This window comes from Neobacillus pocheonensis (genome assembly GCF_050477905.1).
GTDB classification, from domain to species: domain Bacteria; phylum Bacillota; class Bacilli; order Bacillales; family Cytobacillaceae; genus Neobacillus; species Neobacillus pocheonensis_A.
In genome coordinates this window covers 218,466-234,388 of sequence record NZ_JBCNAD010000007.1, presented here as the reverse complement: position 1 = coordinate 234,388, position 15,923 = coordinate 218,466, and the positions used below count along the sequence as shown (strand labels likewise).

The 15,923-nt window shown below is 39.6% G+C and carries 14 protein-coding genes; all 14 read right to left on the bottom strand.

The window, feature by feature from the left end; translation table 11 throughout:
* Entirely contained in the window at positions 1-1,050 is a 1,050-nt protein-coding gene (locus ABES02_RS03995; protein ID WP_430131060.1) for an ABC transporter permease, read from the bottom strand.
* A complete protein-coding gene (locus ABES02_RS03990; RefSeq protein ID WP_430131057.1) occupies positions 1,043-2,578 on the bottom strand; it encodes an ABC transporter ATP-binding protein in 1,536 nt (511 codons plus the stop codon). Before ABES02_RS03990 ends, ABES02_RS03995 begins: the two co-directional genes overlap by 8 nt.
* Positions 2,579-2,784: 206 nt before the next feature.
* Positions 2,785-3,870 carry a BMP family lipoprotein gene (locus tag ABES02_RS03985; RefSeq protein WP_430131054.1) on the bottom strand — a complete coding sequence of 362 codons (1,086 nt, stop codon included), beginning with the start codon at positions 3,868-3,870 and terminating at the stop codon, positions 2,785-2,787.
* A gap of 89 nt (positions 3,871-3,959) precedes the next feature.
* On the bottom strand, positions 3,960-4,685 hold the full coding sequence (locus ABES02_RS03980) for a GntR family transcriptional regulator (protein ID WP_430131051.1): 726 nt from the start codon (positions 4,683-4,685) through the stop codon (positions 3,960-3,962).
* 322 nt (positions 4,686-5,007) lie between these two features.
* On the bottom strand, positions 5,008-7,356 hold the full coding sequence (locus ABES02_RS03975; RefSeq protein WP_430131048.1) for a DNA translocase FtsK: 2,349 nt from the start codon (positions 7,354-7,356) through the stop codon (positions 5,008-5,010).
* 109 nt (positions 7,357-7,465) lie between these two features.
* Positions 7,466-7,702 (bottom strand): YlzJ-like family protein, encoded by a 237-nt coding sequence (locus ABES02_RS03970; protein ID WP_430131045.1) that lies wholly within the window; start codon positions 7,700-7,702, stop codon positions 7,466-7,468.
* A complete protein-coding gene (locus ABES02_RS03965; RefSeq protein WP_430131042.1) occupies positions 7,699-8,454 on the bottom strand; it encodes a ClpP family protease in 756 nt (251 codons plus the stop codon). Before ABES02_RS03965 ends, ABES02_RS03970 begins: the two co-directional genes overlap by 4 nt.
* A gap of 117 nt (positions 8,455-8,571) precedes the next feature.
* The gene (locus ABES02_RS03960) at positions 8,572-10,239 is read right to left on the bottom strand and encodes a ribonuclease J (protein WP_430131040.1); all 1,668 of its coding nucleotides are present in this window, start codon (positions 10,237-10,239) and stop codon (positions 8,572-8,574) included.
* Positions 10,240-10,524: 285 nt separating this feature from the next.
* Positions 10,525-11,394, bottom strand: a complete 870-nt coding sequence (dapA, locus tag ABES02_RS03955) for a 4-hydroxy-tetrahydrodipicolinate synthase (protein ID WP_430131037.1) — start codon at positions 11,392-11,394, stop codon at positions 10,525-10,527.
* A 31-nt stretch (positions 11,395-11,425) separates the two neighbouring features.
* Entirely contained in the window at positions 11,426-12,670 is a 1,245-nt protein-coding gene (dapG, locus tag ABES02_RS03950; protein WP_430131034.1) for an aspartate kinase, read from the bottom strand.
* 34 nt (positions 12,671-12,704) lie between these two features.
* Positions 12,705-13,751 carry an aspartate-semialdehyde dehydrogenase gene (asd, locus tag ABES02_RS03945; RefSeq protein WP_430131031.1) on the bottom strand — a complete coding sequence of 349 codons (1,047 nt, stop codon included), beginning with the start codon at positions 13,749-13,751 and terminating at the stop codon, positions 12,705-12,707.
* Positions 13,752-13,940: 189 nt separating this feature from the next.
* Entirely contained in the window at positions 13,941-14,540 is a 600-nt protein-coding gene (gene dpaB, locus ABES02_RS03940; RefSeq protein WP_430131028.1) for a dipicolinate synthase subunit B, read from the bottom strand.
* Positions 14,537-15,439 (bottom strand): dipicolinic acid synthetase subunit A, encoded by a 903-nt coding sequence (dpaA, locus tag ABES02_RS03935; RefSeq protein ID WP_430131025.1) that lies wholly within the window; start codon positions 15,437-15,439, stop codon positions 14,537-14,539. Before dpaA ends, dpaB begins: the two co-directional genes overlap by 4 nt.
* A 159-nt stretch (positions 15,440-15,598) precedes the next feature.
* Positions 15,599-15,841: a YlmC/YmxH family sporulation protein gene (locus tag ABES02_RS03930; RefSeq protein ID WP_430131022.1), complete on the bottom strand. Its 243-nt coding sequence runs from the start codon at positions 15,839-15,841 to the stop codon at positions 15,599-15,601.
* Positions 15,842-15,923: the final 82 nt, after the last annotated feature.

The window sequence follows — 15,923 nt, the reverse complement described above, 5'->3', positions numbered from 1 at the left end:
TTACTTCACCTCCTTTTTACTGAATCGTTCAAGAAATATCCTAATAATGTAGCTTGAAGCCACAAAGAATACAATAAGTGCAATGATGATACTTACAAGTTCATTTGGTACGCCTGCTTCAAGCGGCATGTTTAAGGCACCAACCTCTAAAGCTCCAAATAAAATCGCCGAGAAAAATACTCCTAGCGCCGTGTTCGCACCTAATAAGGCAACGGCGATACCTGTAAAGCCAACGCCAGTAAACCCACCTTTAACAGCAGCATAACCGAAGGTACCTAATCCTTCCATTGAGCCGGCAAGTCCAGCAAATGCCCCTGAAATTAACATAGAAAGGATTATGTTTTTATTGACGCTCATCCCAGCATAATGTGCTGCATGCTGATTAAAGCCGACTGCCCTTAATTCAAATCCTCTTGTTGTTCTTTCAAGCAAGAACCACATAATAAAACAGCAAATAATGGCAATTATAATTCCCCAGTGGAGACGTGAGTAATCTGTTAAACTTTGTAACCAATCTGACCTTAGTGAGGCGGATTCATGGATTTGTTCTGTTTTATCCCCACTTTTTGCTGCTAAAAAGTTTCTAATAATATAGTTGGTAGAGTGTAGGGCTACATAGTTCATCATGATGGTCACAATTACTTCATGAACACGGAAACGAGCTTTTAACAAACCAGGAATAAAAGCCCAAAGTGCTCCAGCAACCATGGCTGCTAGAATAGCTAGCGGCAAATGGATGACGCGTGGAAGGTCAAACGATACCCCCACCCAAACGGCTGCAAGCCAACCGACAATAAATTGTCCCTCTACCCCGATATTAAATAAGCCTACACGGAAAGCAAAAGCTACCGCTAAACCAGCTAATATATAAGGAGTAAATTGTCTGATTACTTCCCCAACATAATAAATATCTCCAAATGCCCCATTCCATAAGGCAGTATAGGCATCAACGGGATTATACCCACTTGCTAACATAATAACCGTTCCGACAATAATCCCTAATAACACTGCAATTAATGGCGTTAAAATACCTGATAAGCGTTTAGACATGCGAACCTTCACCCGCTTCCTTTCTATTCGATCCAGCCATTAATAATCCAAGTTCCTGTTCCGTTGTTTCTTTTGGATTAACAATAGCTACGATTTTCCCCTCGTATATAACGGCAATCCGGTCACTGACATTCATAATTTCATCTAATTCAAATGAAACAAGTAAGACTGCTTTTCCATTATCACGCTGTTCGATTAAACGTTTATGAATAAATTCAATCGCTCCAACATCCAAACCACGCGTTGGCTGAGCAGCAATCAGTAAATCTGGATTTCGGTCAACTTCACGGCCAATAATCGCTTTTTGCTGATTTCCTCCGGATAGTGCTCGAGCCAATGTGTATTCACTCGGAGTCCGAACGTCAAACTCAGCAATTATTTTCTTTGCCTGTTTATATATTTCTTTAAAATTAAGAATTCCATTTTTTGAATATGGCTTTTTATAATAGTTTTGTAAAACAATATTTTCGCCAATTGGATAATTTAAAACGAGTCCATGTTTATGGCGGTCCTGAGGAATATGTCCTACACCCGATTCCGTTATTTTTCGTGGTGCAAGATTAATTAATTCTTTCCCATTTAACTTAACGCTACCCTTTTCGGATTTACGTAACCCGGTAATAGCTTCGATAAATTCAGATTGTCCATTTCCGTCAACACCGGCAATTCCGACAATTTCACCTGCACGGACAGAAAGATTTAAGCCGTTTACAACAGCGACCCCACGTGCATCTTTTACCACTAAATCATTTACTTCAAGAACATCTTGCTGAGGCGCAGCTTCTTTCTTTTCAGTTTTAAAAACTACCTCACGTCCTACCATTAAGCTTGCAAGTTCATTCGGATTTGTTTCACTTACATTAACAGTTCCAATCCCTTTTCCCTTACGAATAACGGTACAACGATCAGCAACTTCCATTATCTCTTTTAACTTATGTGTAATAAGAATAATGGATTTTCCTTCCTTAATAAGCGTTTTCATAATTTGCATTAACTCTTTGATTTCTTGTGGAGTCAATACGGCTGATGGCTCGTCAAAAATAACAATTTCCGCACCGCGGTATAGAGTTTTTAAAATCTCAACCCTTTGCTGCATACCTACCGTAATATCAGAGATTTTTGCTTGTGGATCAACGGCTAGTCCATATCGTTCAGAAATTTGACGGACTTCCTGTTCCGCTTTTTTAAGGTCAATCCGTCCGCCAGAGGTTATTTCCCGTCCAAGAATAATATTTTCTGTAACCGTAAACGTATCTACGAGCATAAAGTGCTGGTGCACCATACCAATTCCAAGATCATTGGCAATGTTAGGATTCGTAATGTTAACAGGCTTCCCTTTAACTCGTATTTCACCTTGCTCAGGCTGATATAGCCCAAATAGTACATTCATTAAAGTTGATTTACCTGCTCCATTCTCACCGAGCAAAGCATGAATTTCTCCCTTTTTCAATTGAAGGGTAATATTATCATTCGCAACAAAGCCGCCAAACTCTTTACGGATGTTGAGCATCTCAATTACATGTTCCATTTTTCTCACTCCCTGTGATGAAGGTAATAGGAAATTTTGACCATCAGTAGTAAGAGGTCAGACTTTTCGTTTTTTAAAAAAACAGGGATTTCTCCCCATAAAACCTTAAATGAAAAGTAGAAAAAGTTTTCTACGCTTCAGTTAGGATTTTCAATAAGAAGGAATAAGCAGGCACGTATTCATCCTACTTATTCCTTTTCTGTCATTTATTTTGCGCTAAATGTTTTTAATTCATCACGAGTTCCAGGAACTTTTACAGCACCTGATTTAATTTTTTCTGACCAATCTTTAATGGCTGCTTCAATTGCATCTTTGTTGGAAGCTTTGCTGTTGATTGGAGCTACTCCTACACCATCTTCAGCCATACCATAAAGTGCGACTTCTCCACCAGGGAAATTGCCGTCCATCGCTTTCTTAGAAAGGTCTTGTACAGCTACGTCAACACGCTTAAGAGCAGAAGTAAGAACTACATCTGGACCCATATCCGCTTGGTCACGGTCAACACCGATTGCCCAAATTTCTTTGCTAGGGTCTTTTGCCTTACGGTCAACAGCCTCTTTGAATAGACCGTTACCAGTACCGCCAGCAGCGTGGAAGATTACGTCTGCACCTGATGAATACATTTTAGATGCGATTGATTGTCCAAGTTCAGCTTTATCAAATGCACCAGAATATTGAACATCGACTTTTACTTCTGGCTTAGCTGCTTTAACACCAGCTAAGAAACCTGATTCGAAACGTTCGATAACTGGAATTTCCATACCACCGATGAAACCGATGTGATTAGATTTTGTTTGGAGGGCAGCTGCAATACCAGCAAGGAATGCTGCTTCTTGCTCTTTGAATAGAACGCTGGCAACGTTTGGCTGTTTTACTTCAGCATCGATAATAGCGAACTGAGTATCTTTTTGTTGTTTCGCGATTTCCTCCACTGCAGCTTGCATTAAGAAACCGATACCATATACTAAATCGAACTTTTGACGTGCAAGCGTATTTAAGTTTGTAGAGTAATCTGCATCAGACTTGGATTGAAGGTAATCATAGCCGCCTTTACCCTTTTTCAATCCGTTTTCTTGACCAAATTTTTGAAGGCCTTCCCAAGCAGATTGGTTAAACGACTTGTCATCTACACCGCCGACATCAGTAACCATCCCTACAGAGAAAGCTTTTCCTTTTTCTCCACCTTTAGATGTTTCAGTGCCTTTGTTGTCATTGGTTTTTCCACAAGCACCTAAAAGTGTTCCAGCAGCAAGAACTAATGATAGCGCCATTCCAACTTTACGCATTTTCAAGGTATTGTACCCCCTAAGTAATTTTGAGTGTTTTAGTAGAAATGTCCGAAAAGCAAGACTGTTTGCGTTTTCATGATTCTGCAAAAAAATTATGTTCTTTTTCTTAAAACATGAAAACTAAACTTATCCGCTTTAAAATAGTTTACCGAAAATAGGATAGGTTCATCCATTTCATCGAAATGCATCTGTTTTAAGACTAACAATGCAGTTTCGGGATCACATTCTAAAATCGGGGAAATTCGTTCATGGTAGCCAATCGGCTCAATCTTGGCAACTGCATACGTAATTCTCCGGTTAGCTTCTCCTTCCAATATATTGAGGAGAGATTCTTCACCATGGGAGAAGGTATCCGGCAAAATACGTTCAGGTACTTTGTCGATGCAATAAACAACCGGTTCCCCATTTGCAGTTCTAACCCTTTCCATCACGACCATTTCCTCATCCGTTGAACATGAGAAACGACGAATATCCTCTTCGGTTGGACCCTGTGTTGATGAACTCAAGAAAATAGTCCCTGGCTTCATTCCAGCCTGTTTAATCATGTCAGTAACACTATTAAGTTGTTCAATCCCTGAAGTAAACAATGGCTTTGCGTTAACAAAGGTTCCAACACCATGGCGCCTAATAATAACGTTTTCTTCTTCAAGGATGCGAAGTGCTTCCCTGAGGGTCGCCCTGCTTACACCAAGTTGTTTGGCAAGATCGAATTCAGAAGGTAATTTTTCTTTTTCTTTATATTCCCCTCGTTCAATATCCTGCTTTAAACGATCGATTACTTGCAAGTATAAATGCCGGTTATCTGACTTTATTGACATGCAGTTTCCTCCAGCTCTTTTCCTAAGACATCAGACCTCTGATATCATTCCTACTAATCGAGATTATATTAACACTTTTCTAGTGATAAATAAATAGCTATTCGTAATTTTGTCGAAAAAAGGCGTAAAGTTTTCAATGTTCATAATTTCGCCGAAAAATCAGGTGGAATATCTGTTATAATGTAAGGCTTTCACAAAATAATCAGGAAAATTCTAGGTAAAAGTTAGGAGTTTATTCATAGAAAAAATCAAATGTACACTATTACATTAGTATCAAATATATCGGAAAATAGAATAAAAAAAAGAGCCTTTGGCTCCTTTTTTATGAACTTTGTTCTTCCTTTGGTTTTGACTGTAAGACAGCCCGTGGTTTACTGCCTTCATAGGGTCCTACAACACCCCGTGCTTCCATTTCATCAATAAGGCGTGCAGCTCTAGTATAACCAATCCGAAAACGGCGCTGAAGCATGGAAACGGATGCTGTTTGCATTTCAATAATTAATTCAACTGCCTCTTCATATAATTCGTCATCTACGGCTCCCGTTACTTCAGGAATATCATCCGGAATCATTTCTTCTTGATATTGTGCCTTTTGTTGAGAAATGACAAATTCTACAGTATCCTCCACCTCTTGGTCGGACAGGAATGCTCCTTGCACTCGAACGGGCTTGGATGCACCCACTGGCAAAAATAGCATATCCCCTCTACCAAGCAGCTTTTCAGCACCGCCCATATCGAGGATGGTCCTTGAATCTGTTGCACTTGACACCGCAAAGGCAATCCTGGATGGAATATTTGCTTTGATGACTCCCGTAATGACATCGACTGATGGCCTTTGTGTCGCAATGATTAAATGAATACCTGCGGCACGAGCCATTTGAGCGAGCCTGGTTATCGAATCTTCTACATCTGAAGATGCCACCATCATTAAATCTGCCAACTCATCTACAATGACAACAATATACGGCAGGAGTGGCTGCTTATCATTTTCTTCAAGATTATGTCTTCTAATATGATCATTATAGCCTTCAATATTTCTTGTTCCCGTATAAGAGAACAGTTCGTATCTTCTCTCCATTTCACTTACTACCTTTTTTAATGCTTGTGAGGCTTTTTTAGCATCCGTCACAACAGGTGCGAGTAAGTGTGGAATTCCGTTGTAAACATTTAGCTCAACCATTTTGGGGTCGATCATCATTAATTTCACTTCATGCGGCTTAGCACGCATTAATATACTTGTGATAATTCCGTTAATACAAACACTTTTACCACTTCCTGTCGCTCCGGCAACAAGCATGTGAGGCATTTTGTTTAATTCTGCAAGTACCGCTTCACCTGTAATATCTCTACCTAAGCCAATCAACAGCTTCGCTTCTGGCTTATCATTTTGTGTAGCATCAAGAACTTCACGAAGAGATACCATGGCCACTTCAGAATTTGGAACTTCTATACCGATTGCAGATTTACCTGGAATTGGCGCTTCAATTCGGATATCTTTTGCTGCAAGGGCTAATGCCAGGTCATCACTCAGGCTGACAATTTTACTTACTTTGACTCCCACATCAGGATGCACCTCATACTTCGTCACAGCAGGTCCTAGATGGACTTGGGTTACACGGGCTTTAACACCAAAACTTTGAAATGTCCGTTCAAGCTTTGCGGCATTGGCATGAATTAATTCATATTCACCACTTTGATCCGTTTTCTTGGGTAGTTTAAGAAGTCTTAAAGGTGGCAATTCATAAGCCACATTTTCCACTTCAGTAAATGTAATCGGTGGTGTATTGTCATCTTCCTCATCAGGTGCAGAAGATTTTCTTTTTGTTGCTTCTTTTTGATTTTTCTCGGATGGTCCTTCTTCTACATAGGCTCTATCAGCAAAACTCGAAATAATTGGTTCAGGTATAATCGATTCTTCCGGTTCAGATTGGGCCTGAACATTGATGAGAGTCTGGGTTTCAGTTTGGAGATTTTCTTGAGACTGACGCCTTTGAGTTCTACGCTCATTTCTACGTTCCTGTTGTTTTTGTTTCCATTCAGCCATATCTAATTTAAAGGCTTCCCATTGGTTTTTCGAAAAACCAAACGACGCAGTCATAATTTTTCCAATAAAATCACCAAAAGATTTGCCGGTTAATAAAATAAAACCGATTAAAATAAAAATAAACGCGATAATTTTCGTGCCTGTATCTGCGAATAAGTAGTGGAATAAAGCATACAATATTGCTCCGAGAATTCCACCGCCAAGGTCATGAGTTGAGCTTGTTTGACCACTTACTTCCCTCATAAACAATTCCCACGTATTTTTGATGACACTAGGATTAGTAAATCTACCTCCATCGGTTGCGGGCTGAAACAATGTAATATGATCCAAAAGAAGAATCGCCGAGATAATAAAGTAACTTCCGATCAATTTAATATGGAAGAAAAAAGGTATTTCTCGTTTCCACATTAAGTAAACACTTAATAACACAAGTCCAATTACACTGAGTATATACCATTCTCCCATCCAAAAACGAAAGAATAGAACGGTTGCCTTTCCGACAGCTCCTAACTTTGCCATCGAAATGATCGCTAATGCTAATATAATTAATGCTGATAATTCATACTGAACAGTTCGTTTTATTTGGTTATCTCTTCGTTTGGGTTGTCTTCTCTTTTTTTTAGCCATCTGATCACCTTTATAAAAAATTATGGAATATAATTGAACGGTAAAAAGGAAGAAAGCAGCCTGATTGGCTGCTCTTGTCTTTATAACCTGATTATACCATAATCCCCCGCTAGAAAAAGGACAATCCATCGAGGTTGGCGAAAGAAATTTTTGAACCTGGACAGACTCTTTCATCTAAATAATGCTGTGGGTCGCTGCTTAAAACGCGAATAACCTGTACATTTTGCTGATCTGAAAACTCTACTAATAGAGGAATCCCCTGATAGGTTATCATTTGCTGCTTTTGAAGTGGAGCTGCCTCTTGAGGAAAAATAAGCTCCTCTGGCATCATCGTATATAAAATCATTGAATCAGCCCCTCGGTTTTCTCTTTTTTCATATCGATCATCTCATTTAATTTCTTCATGGCTTGCCCGAGTCCGCCTACTTCATCAATTAGACCCGTTTTTACAGCATCTACCCCGATTACATTTGTTCCAATATCTCTTGTTAAATTCCCCTTAGCAAACATTAAATCTTTAAAAGTTTCCTCTTTAATTTTAGAATGTTTTGTTACAAAATTAACCACACGTTCTTGCATTTTATCTAAGTATTCAAATGTTTGAGGCACCCCGATGACAAGACCTGTTAATCTGATAGGATGAATCGTCATTGTAGCCGTTTCAGCGATAAAGGAATAGTCACAGGAAACGGCAATTGGAACCCCAATGGAATGACCTCCACCTAAAACAATTGAAACGGTTGGTTTTGATAGTGTTGCTAGCATTTCTGATATCGCTAAACCAGCCTCGACATCACCACCAACTGTATTTAAGATAATGAGTACTCCTTCGATCTTAGGATTTTGTTCAATCGCCACAAGCTGTGGAATTAGATGTTCGTATTTGGTTGTCTTATTTTGTGGTGGGAGTGCTAAGTGCCCCTCAATTTGTCCGATAATGGTCAGGCAATGAATTCGTGAGTCTGTTGATAGTTGTGGCACATTGGTTTGCCCAAGCTGTTGAATTTTCTCTATTAAAGGAGAAGTAGATTTTTCCTCTTTTTGAGGCTCTGTGTCTTCCCCGTTTCCGGTGGCATTTATTTGAAAATTGTTATCCATTCTAATACTCCCTTCAAACATGAGATATTTTTAGTATTTCCCTCCATTACAAAATCATGCCACCTGAAATTGTTTATAGAAAAAGACACCGGAATTTTCCGGTGCCTCATCCAATCACTATACTTCCATTATGATTGGTAGAATCATTGGCCGTCTTTTTGTTTTTTCAAATAAAGATCGATTTAATTCTTCCCTAATTTCCTGCTTAAGACTTGCCCATTCAAAAGTGTCCTTTGCAATATTTCTTTCAACTATATCGCGGACTAATTTTGTTGATTCGTCCATTAATTTTTCCGATTCTCGGACATAAACAAATCCTCTTGAAATGATTTCAGGACCTGCGGCAATCTTCTTATCCTGCTTAGTTAAGGTTACAACGACAATAAGAATACCATCTTGGGATAACAACTTTCGATCCCGTAAAACAATGTTCCCTACATCGCCAACACCGATGCCATCAATCAGGACATTACCGGAAGGAACTTTCCCTGTTATCGCTAATTTCCCTTCCTTTAATTCAACAATGTCCCCACGATCCGGAATTAAAATATGTTCATCTTTAAGACCGCATTCCAATGCCAGTTTTCGATGGGCCTTTAGCATTCGATATTCGCCATGAACGGGAATAAAAAATTTAGGTTGCATTAGATTAATCATAAATTTCAATTCTTCTTGGCTTCCATGGCTTGAAACATGGATAGTCCGTTTGCCAGAAACTACATTCGCTCCTGCTCTAAAAAGCATATCGATGGTTTTAAATAAGAATACTTCACTTCCGCGAAGTGGTGAAGCCGCAATTAGAACTGTGTCACCTTTTTCGATATTCACAAGCTTGTGTGTTTGCTTGGCCATTTTCTGAAGAGCTTCAATTGGCTCCCCCTGACTGCCAGTCATCAGAACGACGATTTCACGGTCCGGATATTCCTGAATTTCATTAATTGGAATAATTAAATCTTCAGCAACTTCTAAATATCCTAAATCAAGTGCAATATGATAAATGCGTTCAAGACTTTTCCCAACTACGGCAATTTTACGGTTATTCTCTTTGGCGGCATCAAAAATATGTTGAATTCGATTAATGTCAGATGCAAAGCATGCTGCAATGATTCTGCCCGGCGCATTATAGAAAGCATTGGACATCTCCCGCTCCACGATAGCTTCAGAAGTGGTATAACCAGGTTTTTCTGCTTCAGTACTATCGGACAATAAGCATAAAACCCCTTGTTCCCCGATGGCAGCCATTTTTCCAATTTCCGGTTTGTAAAGCCTAGTTGCGGCTTGATCAAATTTAAAATCACCGGTATAGACAATCACGCCTTCAGATGTATGGATACATACACCAACGGAATCAGGGATGCTATGATTGGTTCTAAAAAAGCTTACTTCAACTGTATCTAAATCGACAATTGAATTAGAGTCGACTTCAATAAAATTGGCTTTTCCGTAATAGTCCTGCTCCTTCAATTTCGCACCAGCAAGAGCAAGAGTTAATTTTGTTCCATATACGGGGACATCGATTTGCCTAAGGACATATGATAACGCTCCAATATGGTCTTCATGTCCATGCGTTAAAAATATTGCTTTTACCCGATCCTTATTTTCTTTTAAATATGTAATATCCGGGATGACCATATCAATGCCAAGCATTTCTTCCTCGGGGAACATTAAGCCGGCATCAATAATGAATATGTCCTTGTCCACTTCTACAAGATACATATTCTTTCCGATTTCTCCTATACCACCAAGTGTAATAAACTTAATGGAATTATTTATTTTCTTTATCACTTTTCCGTTTCCTCCTATGCTGAATTGACCCGATCGAAATCAGTTATGATTATTATACTTGATATAGGAAAACCTTTACAACATAAAAAAGCGGAAGCGCCTTGAACAGGGAAAAAAGCAATTCATTTTTTCCTAGGGGCGACAAGCATAAGACGAGCCGGCGGGAAGGTTGCTTTTTAACCTTCTCGACGGATTGGCTTAGACCAAAGAGCCCCTAGGCGCTGGAGCTGGAATACATAAAAAGAAGAGCCAACCGCTTTTACCTCGGTTGACTCTTTTAAAAAGTTAATTTTTTAATAGTGAAATTAATGCCGCACGTTCTTGCTCAGATAACCCGACGAGTGGTAATCTAACTGACCCGACGTCCAATCCCTTTAACTGTAAAGCTGTTTTAACTGGCGCAGGACTTGGAGCAGCAAATAGCCCTTGCATGATTGGAAGAAGCTCTTGATGCAGTTTTGCAGCCTTTTTATTCTCACCTTCAAAGTATGCTGAAATCATTTCTTGCATTTCATTACCTATTACATGAGAAGCAACGGAAACAATCCCCGCTCCGCCAATAGACAGCACAGGTAGTGTTAAACCATCATCACCGCTATATAAAACAAAATCATCATCTGTGTTGGCAATGATATGCGTCATAGCGTTTAAATCACCACTTGCTTCCTTGACAGCAACAATATTAGCAATCTTAGCAAGGCGTATAACGGTTTCTGGCATTATATTGACCACTGACCTACCAGGAATATTATAGACCATTACCGGAAGTGAAGTTGCTTCTGCTACTGTTTTAAAATGCTGATACAAGCCCTCTTGATTTGGTTTATTATAATACGGCGCAACTACCATAATACCATCAACACCAAGCTGCTCTGCTTTTTTAGTTAATTCTACTGATGCATAAGTATTATTGCTTCCTGTACCAGCAATTACCGGAACACGTTTATTAACCACCTTCACTACGTGAGCGAAAAGTGCCAATTTTTCTTCTTTCGACATTGTTGGGGATTCACCAGTAGTACCTGCAATTACGAGTGAATCCGTACCATTTTCAATCAAATAATTAATCAATTGAGTTGTCTTGGCAAAATCAATATGCCCTTTATTATCAAAAGGAGTTACCATTGCCGTGGACACTCGCCCAAACTGAATCATTTTCTTTCTCCTTTCAAATCCCTACAAGAAATTATAAATCGGAAAGTTTAAATTCGAGGGACTCTTCTTCTAATTGAAAGGCATCATGTAAAGCGTTTACTGATTTTACTAAGTCATCTTGTTTCACTAAGACCCAAATGGTAGTATGGCTATCTGCAGATTGTAAAATACGTATTCCTTGATCGGATAATGCCGTTACGATTTTGGAAGTTACCCCCGGTACACCAGCAATTCCTGCACCTACCACTGAAACTTTGGCACAGTGACGCTCAACTACAGGGTCATGGCCTAATTCCTTTAATACCTGAATCGCACGATCTGTCATTTCATCCGTAACAGTATAAACAACACCATTTGGAGAAATGTTGATAAAATCTACACTTATTTTTTCATTGGCCATCGCTTTGAATACTTCTGCCTGTAAATAATATTGATCTTTTTTCGCAAACACCTTAATTTGCGTCACATTTGAAACATGGGCAATCCCTGTTACAATACGTTCTTTTATGTCACTGCCGCGATTTTCTTTGTTTAACGTTGTAACCAGAGTACCAAGTGAATCAGAATAAGTAGAACGAATCCGAATCGGCACCTTTGCCTGCATCGCAATTTCTACTGCTCTTGGATGGATGACCTTTGCCCCTTGATAGGCCATATTACATACCTCTGTATAGGTAACGACAGACAAGGGCCGTGCATTTTCAGCGATTCGCGGATCTGCGGTCATAATTCCTTCGACATCAGTAAAAATATCTATCCATTCAGCATTCAAAGCAGCACCAAGAGCGGCTGCCGACGTATCACTTCCGCCGCGTCCAATAGTTGTGACATCCCCATTTTTGGCAGCACCTTGGAAGCCGGCCACCACAACTACATCCGTATTTTCTAATTCTCTTAAGAGTCGGTCACATTTCATTTCATTTATTTTTGCATTGGTGTGGTCGTTATTCGTCTTAAAACCTGCCTGTGCTCCAGTTAATGCGGTCGCATTAATACCACTTTCCAATAACATATTCGTAAATACGATACTTGATATGATCTCTCCACATGACAATAATAAGTCATGTTCCCGCTTTGAGATTTTGCTTAGATTACCGCCGATAAGGGATAACAGTGTATCAGTGGCATATGGGTCTCCCTTTCTCCCCATGGCAGAAACGACCACTACCACTTTATAGCCCTCAGTTAATGCTTTCTCGATATGTCTTTGAGCATGTTTCCTGCTCTTCTCATCTTTTACAGATGTCCCACCAAATTTTTGAACAATAATCTTCATGGTAACACCAAACCCTACCTTTTTTGAGGTAACTTTATTTTACTAGGCCTAATTTAACTAAGCTTTCAGCGATTTGGACGGAATTCCATGCCGCTCCTTTTAAAAGGTTGTCAGAAACGACCCACATATGGAACCCGCGGTCCTCATCGATGTCTTTTCTAATTCTTCCGACAAAGACATCATTTTTCCCAACACAATCAGCTGGCATTGGATAGATTTGATTTTCAGGATCGTCCTGAAGGATTACCCCTGGTGCATCCTTTAACAAGGCTTTGATGTCATTGGCACTAACACCTTCAGCTTCAATTTCAAAATAAACTGATTCAGAGTGTCCGACAGCAACAGGAAGGCGTACACAGGTTGCAGACACCTGTAACTCTTGCATGTTCATGATTTTCTTTGTTTCATTTATCATTTTCATTTCCTCAAACGTATAGCCGTTATCTTGGAATTTATCAATTTGGGGAATCGCGTTAAACGCAATTTGATAATGATTTTTGTCTGATTTCACTGGTAGAATAGCAGGATCATAAGACTCTTCGTTTAAAATTGCTTTTGTTTGATCCATTAATTCTTGAACAGCCGCAGCGCCTGCCCCAGATACAGCCTGATAGGTGGATACAATAATTTTTTTCAAACCATACTTTTGGCGAATTGGTTCTAGTGCTACGACCATTTGAATCGTTGAGCAATTTGGATTCGCAATGATACCGTTATGTTGATGTAAATCTGCTTCATTTACTTCAGGAACAACTAATGGAATATCTGTTTCCATCCGAAACGCACTAGTGTTGTCCACGACGATTGCGCCTCGTTTAACAGCTTCAGGAGCAAGTTCTTTAGAAACACCGCCGCCGGCACTGAAAAGGGCAATATCGACACCTTCAAAGCTCTCAGGCTTCGCTTCCTGAATTGTAATTTCCTGACCATTAACTTCTACTGTTTTTCCTGCTGATAGCGCAGAAGACAGTAAAGATAATTTTTTAATAGGGAAATTTTCTTTTAATAAGGTTTGGATCATTTGTTGTCCAACCGCACCTGTTGCCCCTACCACTGCAACGTGAAATCCATTTTGATTCATGCTAGTTCCCCTTTCATATCGACTGGCGGGTTATTTCATTTCTTGATATTTCTTTCTGCCAGCTTGTCGTAATATATTATTGTTAAACTCAGGCAGTGGGTTAAACTTTTAACCCACTGCTGAATGATTAATTTATTTTATCACATTCCTAGAAAGAAATAACCTTTTTTGCCGAAAGAGGTCAGTAAACTAGTCATCATCCCTATACCTTTCGACAAGCACCGGCTGAATTTGTTTTCCAGCGATAGCCGCTTCAACTGTTTCAGACAGCATTGTCATTCTGGCTACCATTGAGTTAGGCTTCTTAACTGGATCATCCTGACCATAAGGGATAAAATAGATATTTTTAGTGGCCATTAATCTCATTAAGTTTACACCATTTAATCCAAGAGCATCATTTGTAGAAATTCCAAGAACTACTGGCTTAAGGTTCCTTAATGTTGCTTTAGCAGCCATTAATACAGGGCTGTCATTTATAGCATTGGCAAATTTGCTCATCGATACTCCAGTCATCGGAGCTATAACCATGCAATCTAATGGTATTTTGGGCCCTAACGGTTCAGCCTTGACAATCGAATCAATAACCTTGTGACCCGTTAAATCCTCAATTCTCTCTACCCAATCTTCCCCTTTCCCAAATCGTGTTTCTGTATTTTTTACAGTAAAAGTCACAACTGGCATTACTTCTGCCCCCGCGAGCACCAGCTTTTCAATCTCTGGAAATACAGCATCGTAAGTACAATGAGAGCCGGTTAGACCAAAGCCAATTCTTTTACCTTTTAAACTCATTTCGCTTTCCCCTTTCGCCTGCGTAAATCATCCTCTAGTAGTTGGGCAAGAACATTGGCCAGTATTTGACCTGCCGTTTTTGGTGCCACAATTCCGGGCAGACCTGGTGCAAGCAATGCCTTAATACCTCTTTTTTCAGCGTACCTGAAATCAGTTCCTCCTGGTTTTGAGGCAAGATCAATAATGAGTGTATGTGAAGGCATTTGAGAGATAACCATTGCTGTAACGATTAAATGTGGTGCAGTATTTATGAGAATATCGGTATCCTTTACATGATGAACAAGATCATTTAAATGGAATGGTGTCAAACCCATTTCCGTGATCCTTGCCAAATGTTCACTTTTTCTTGCTCCCACCTTCACCTTTGCCCCAAGCGCAGCAAAGGTTCTAGCAACACTCATACCACACCTTCCGAGGCCTAAAACGGTAACATTGGACCCGTGTATGGTAAAATCAGTATGCTGGATGGCCATCATAATCGTTCCTTCGACAGTCGGAATTGAATTATAAATCGCCACATCATCCCGCTCGAATAATTGTACGAGAGATCGTTTGCTTTGCATTGTTATTCCATTCAAATAAGCGTTGCTAATACCTGAATAAATGGTACAATGTTCAGGTGTTTTTCCGAGCATTTCTTCTGTGAGAACAACCTTTTCGTTTGAAAAAATCGTTTCCACCTGGCCTTCCAAATTTGTTCCGGGCACCGGCAAGATAAGGGCGTCTATATTTGAAAAATCGACTTCATCCATTTTTTCCTTCACCGCACCCGTAAAGGCATGGTCAAGCTGCTCGAAACCTATTAGCGATAATCTCGCGTCTAATTCAGTTAACTTTCGGATGATTTCCAGCTGTCTGGCATCTCCACCAATCACGGCTATCTGCATCCCTGTCAGCATGAAAACATTCACCTTCTTTTTAAAAAAATCCCTTAAGGATTCCTTTTCTTCTTATCACTTCACCATCTTATGTAAGTTGCTTAAAATAGGTGAGTTTTCCACCCATAGTAAAATAAAAAAGCCCAAGCAAGTGATAATTTGCTTGGGCTTTCCACACATCTAATCATTTTCTGGTACATCGATGATGATCATATCAGAACCAATTTTTTTTATATGCTGCCATGGCACTCTGATTTCTTCACCTTGTTTACGAAAACCAAACCATTTTACTGATGGAATGAGAAGTGCCTGGATTTGTCCTGTACTTTCATTAATTTCCAAGTCTGTTTGGCCAAGTACTCCCAGTCGTTCTGCTTTTTTCACATCAACAATTTCTTTTCCGCTTAATTCACTCAGCCTCATTTAAAAGAACTCCCCTCTGCTCCCTTTTCTATTAGTTTATAAGGGGAAGTCTTTTTTTAGAATAAAGAAAAACAGTTCGTAC

Excerpts from the sequence above, each read along its gene's own strand:
- dapA (WP_430131037.1), bottom strand. The coding sequence starts at position 11,394 with ATGATTCAGTTTGGGCGAGTGTCCACGGCAATGGTAACTCCTTTTGAT.
- ABES02_RS03980 (WP_430131051.1), bottom strand. The coding sequence starts at position 4,685 with ATGTCAATAAAGTCAGATAACCGGCATTTATACTTGCAAGTAATCGAT.
- ABES02_RS03995 (WP_430131060.1), bottom strand. The coding sequence starts at position 1,050 with ATGTCTAAACGCTTATCAGGTATTTTAACGCCATTAATTGCAGTGTTA.
- ABES02_RS03930 (WP_430131022.1), bottom strand. The coding sequence starts at position 15,841 with ATGAGGCTGAGTGAATTAAGCGGAAAAGAAATTGTTGATGTGAAAAAA.
- ABES02_RS03965 (WP_430131042.1), bottom strand. The coding sequence starts at position 8,454 with ATGGATAACAATTTTCAAATAAATGCCACCGGAAACGGGGAAGACACA.
- ABES02_RS03990 (WP_430131057.1), bottom strand. The coding sequence starts at position 2,578 with ATGGAACATGTAATTGAGATGCTCAACATCCGTAAAGAGTTTGGCGGC.
- asd (WP_430131031.1), bottom strand. The coding sequence starts at position 13,751 with ATGAATCAAAATGGATTTCACGTTGCAGTGGTAGGGGCAACAGGTGCG.
- ABES02_RS03975 (WP_430131048.1), bottom strand. The coding sequence starts at position 7,356 with ATGGCTAAAAAAAAGAGAAGACAACCCAAACGAAGAGATAACCAAATA.
- dapG (WP_430131034.1), bottom strand. The coding sequence starts at position 12,670 with ATGAAGATTATTGTTCAAAAATTTGGTGGGACATCTGTAAAAGATGAG.
- dpaB (WP_430131028.1), bottom strand. The coding sequence starts at position 14,540 with ATGAGTTTAAAAGGTAAAAGAATTGGCTTTGGTCTAACCGGCTCTCAT.
- dpaA (WP_430131025.1), bottom strand. The coding sequence starts at position 15,439 with ATGCTGACAGGGATGCAGATAGCCGTGATTGGTGGAGATGCCAGACAG.
- ABES02_RS03970 (WP_430131045.1), bottom strand. The coding sequence starts at position 7,702 with ATGATTTTATATACGATGATGCCAGAGGAGCTTATTTTTCCTCAAGAG.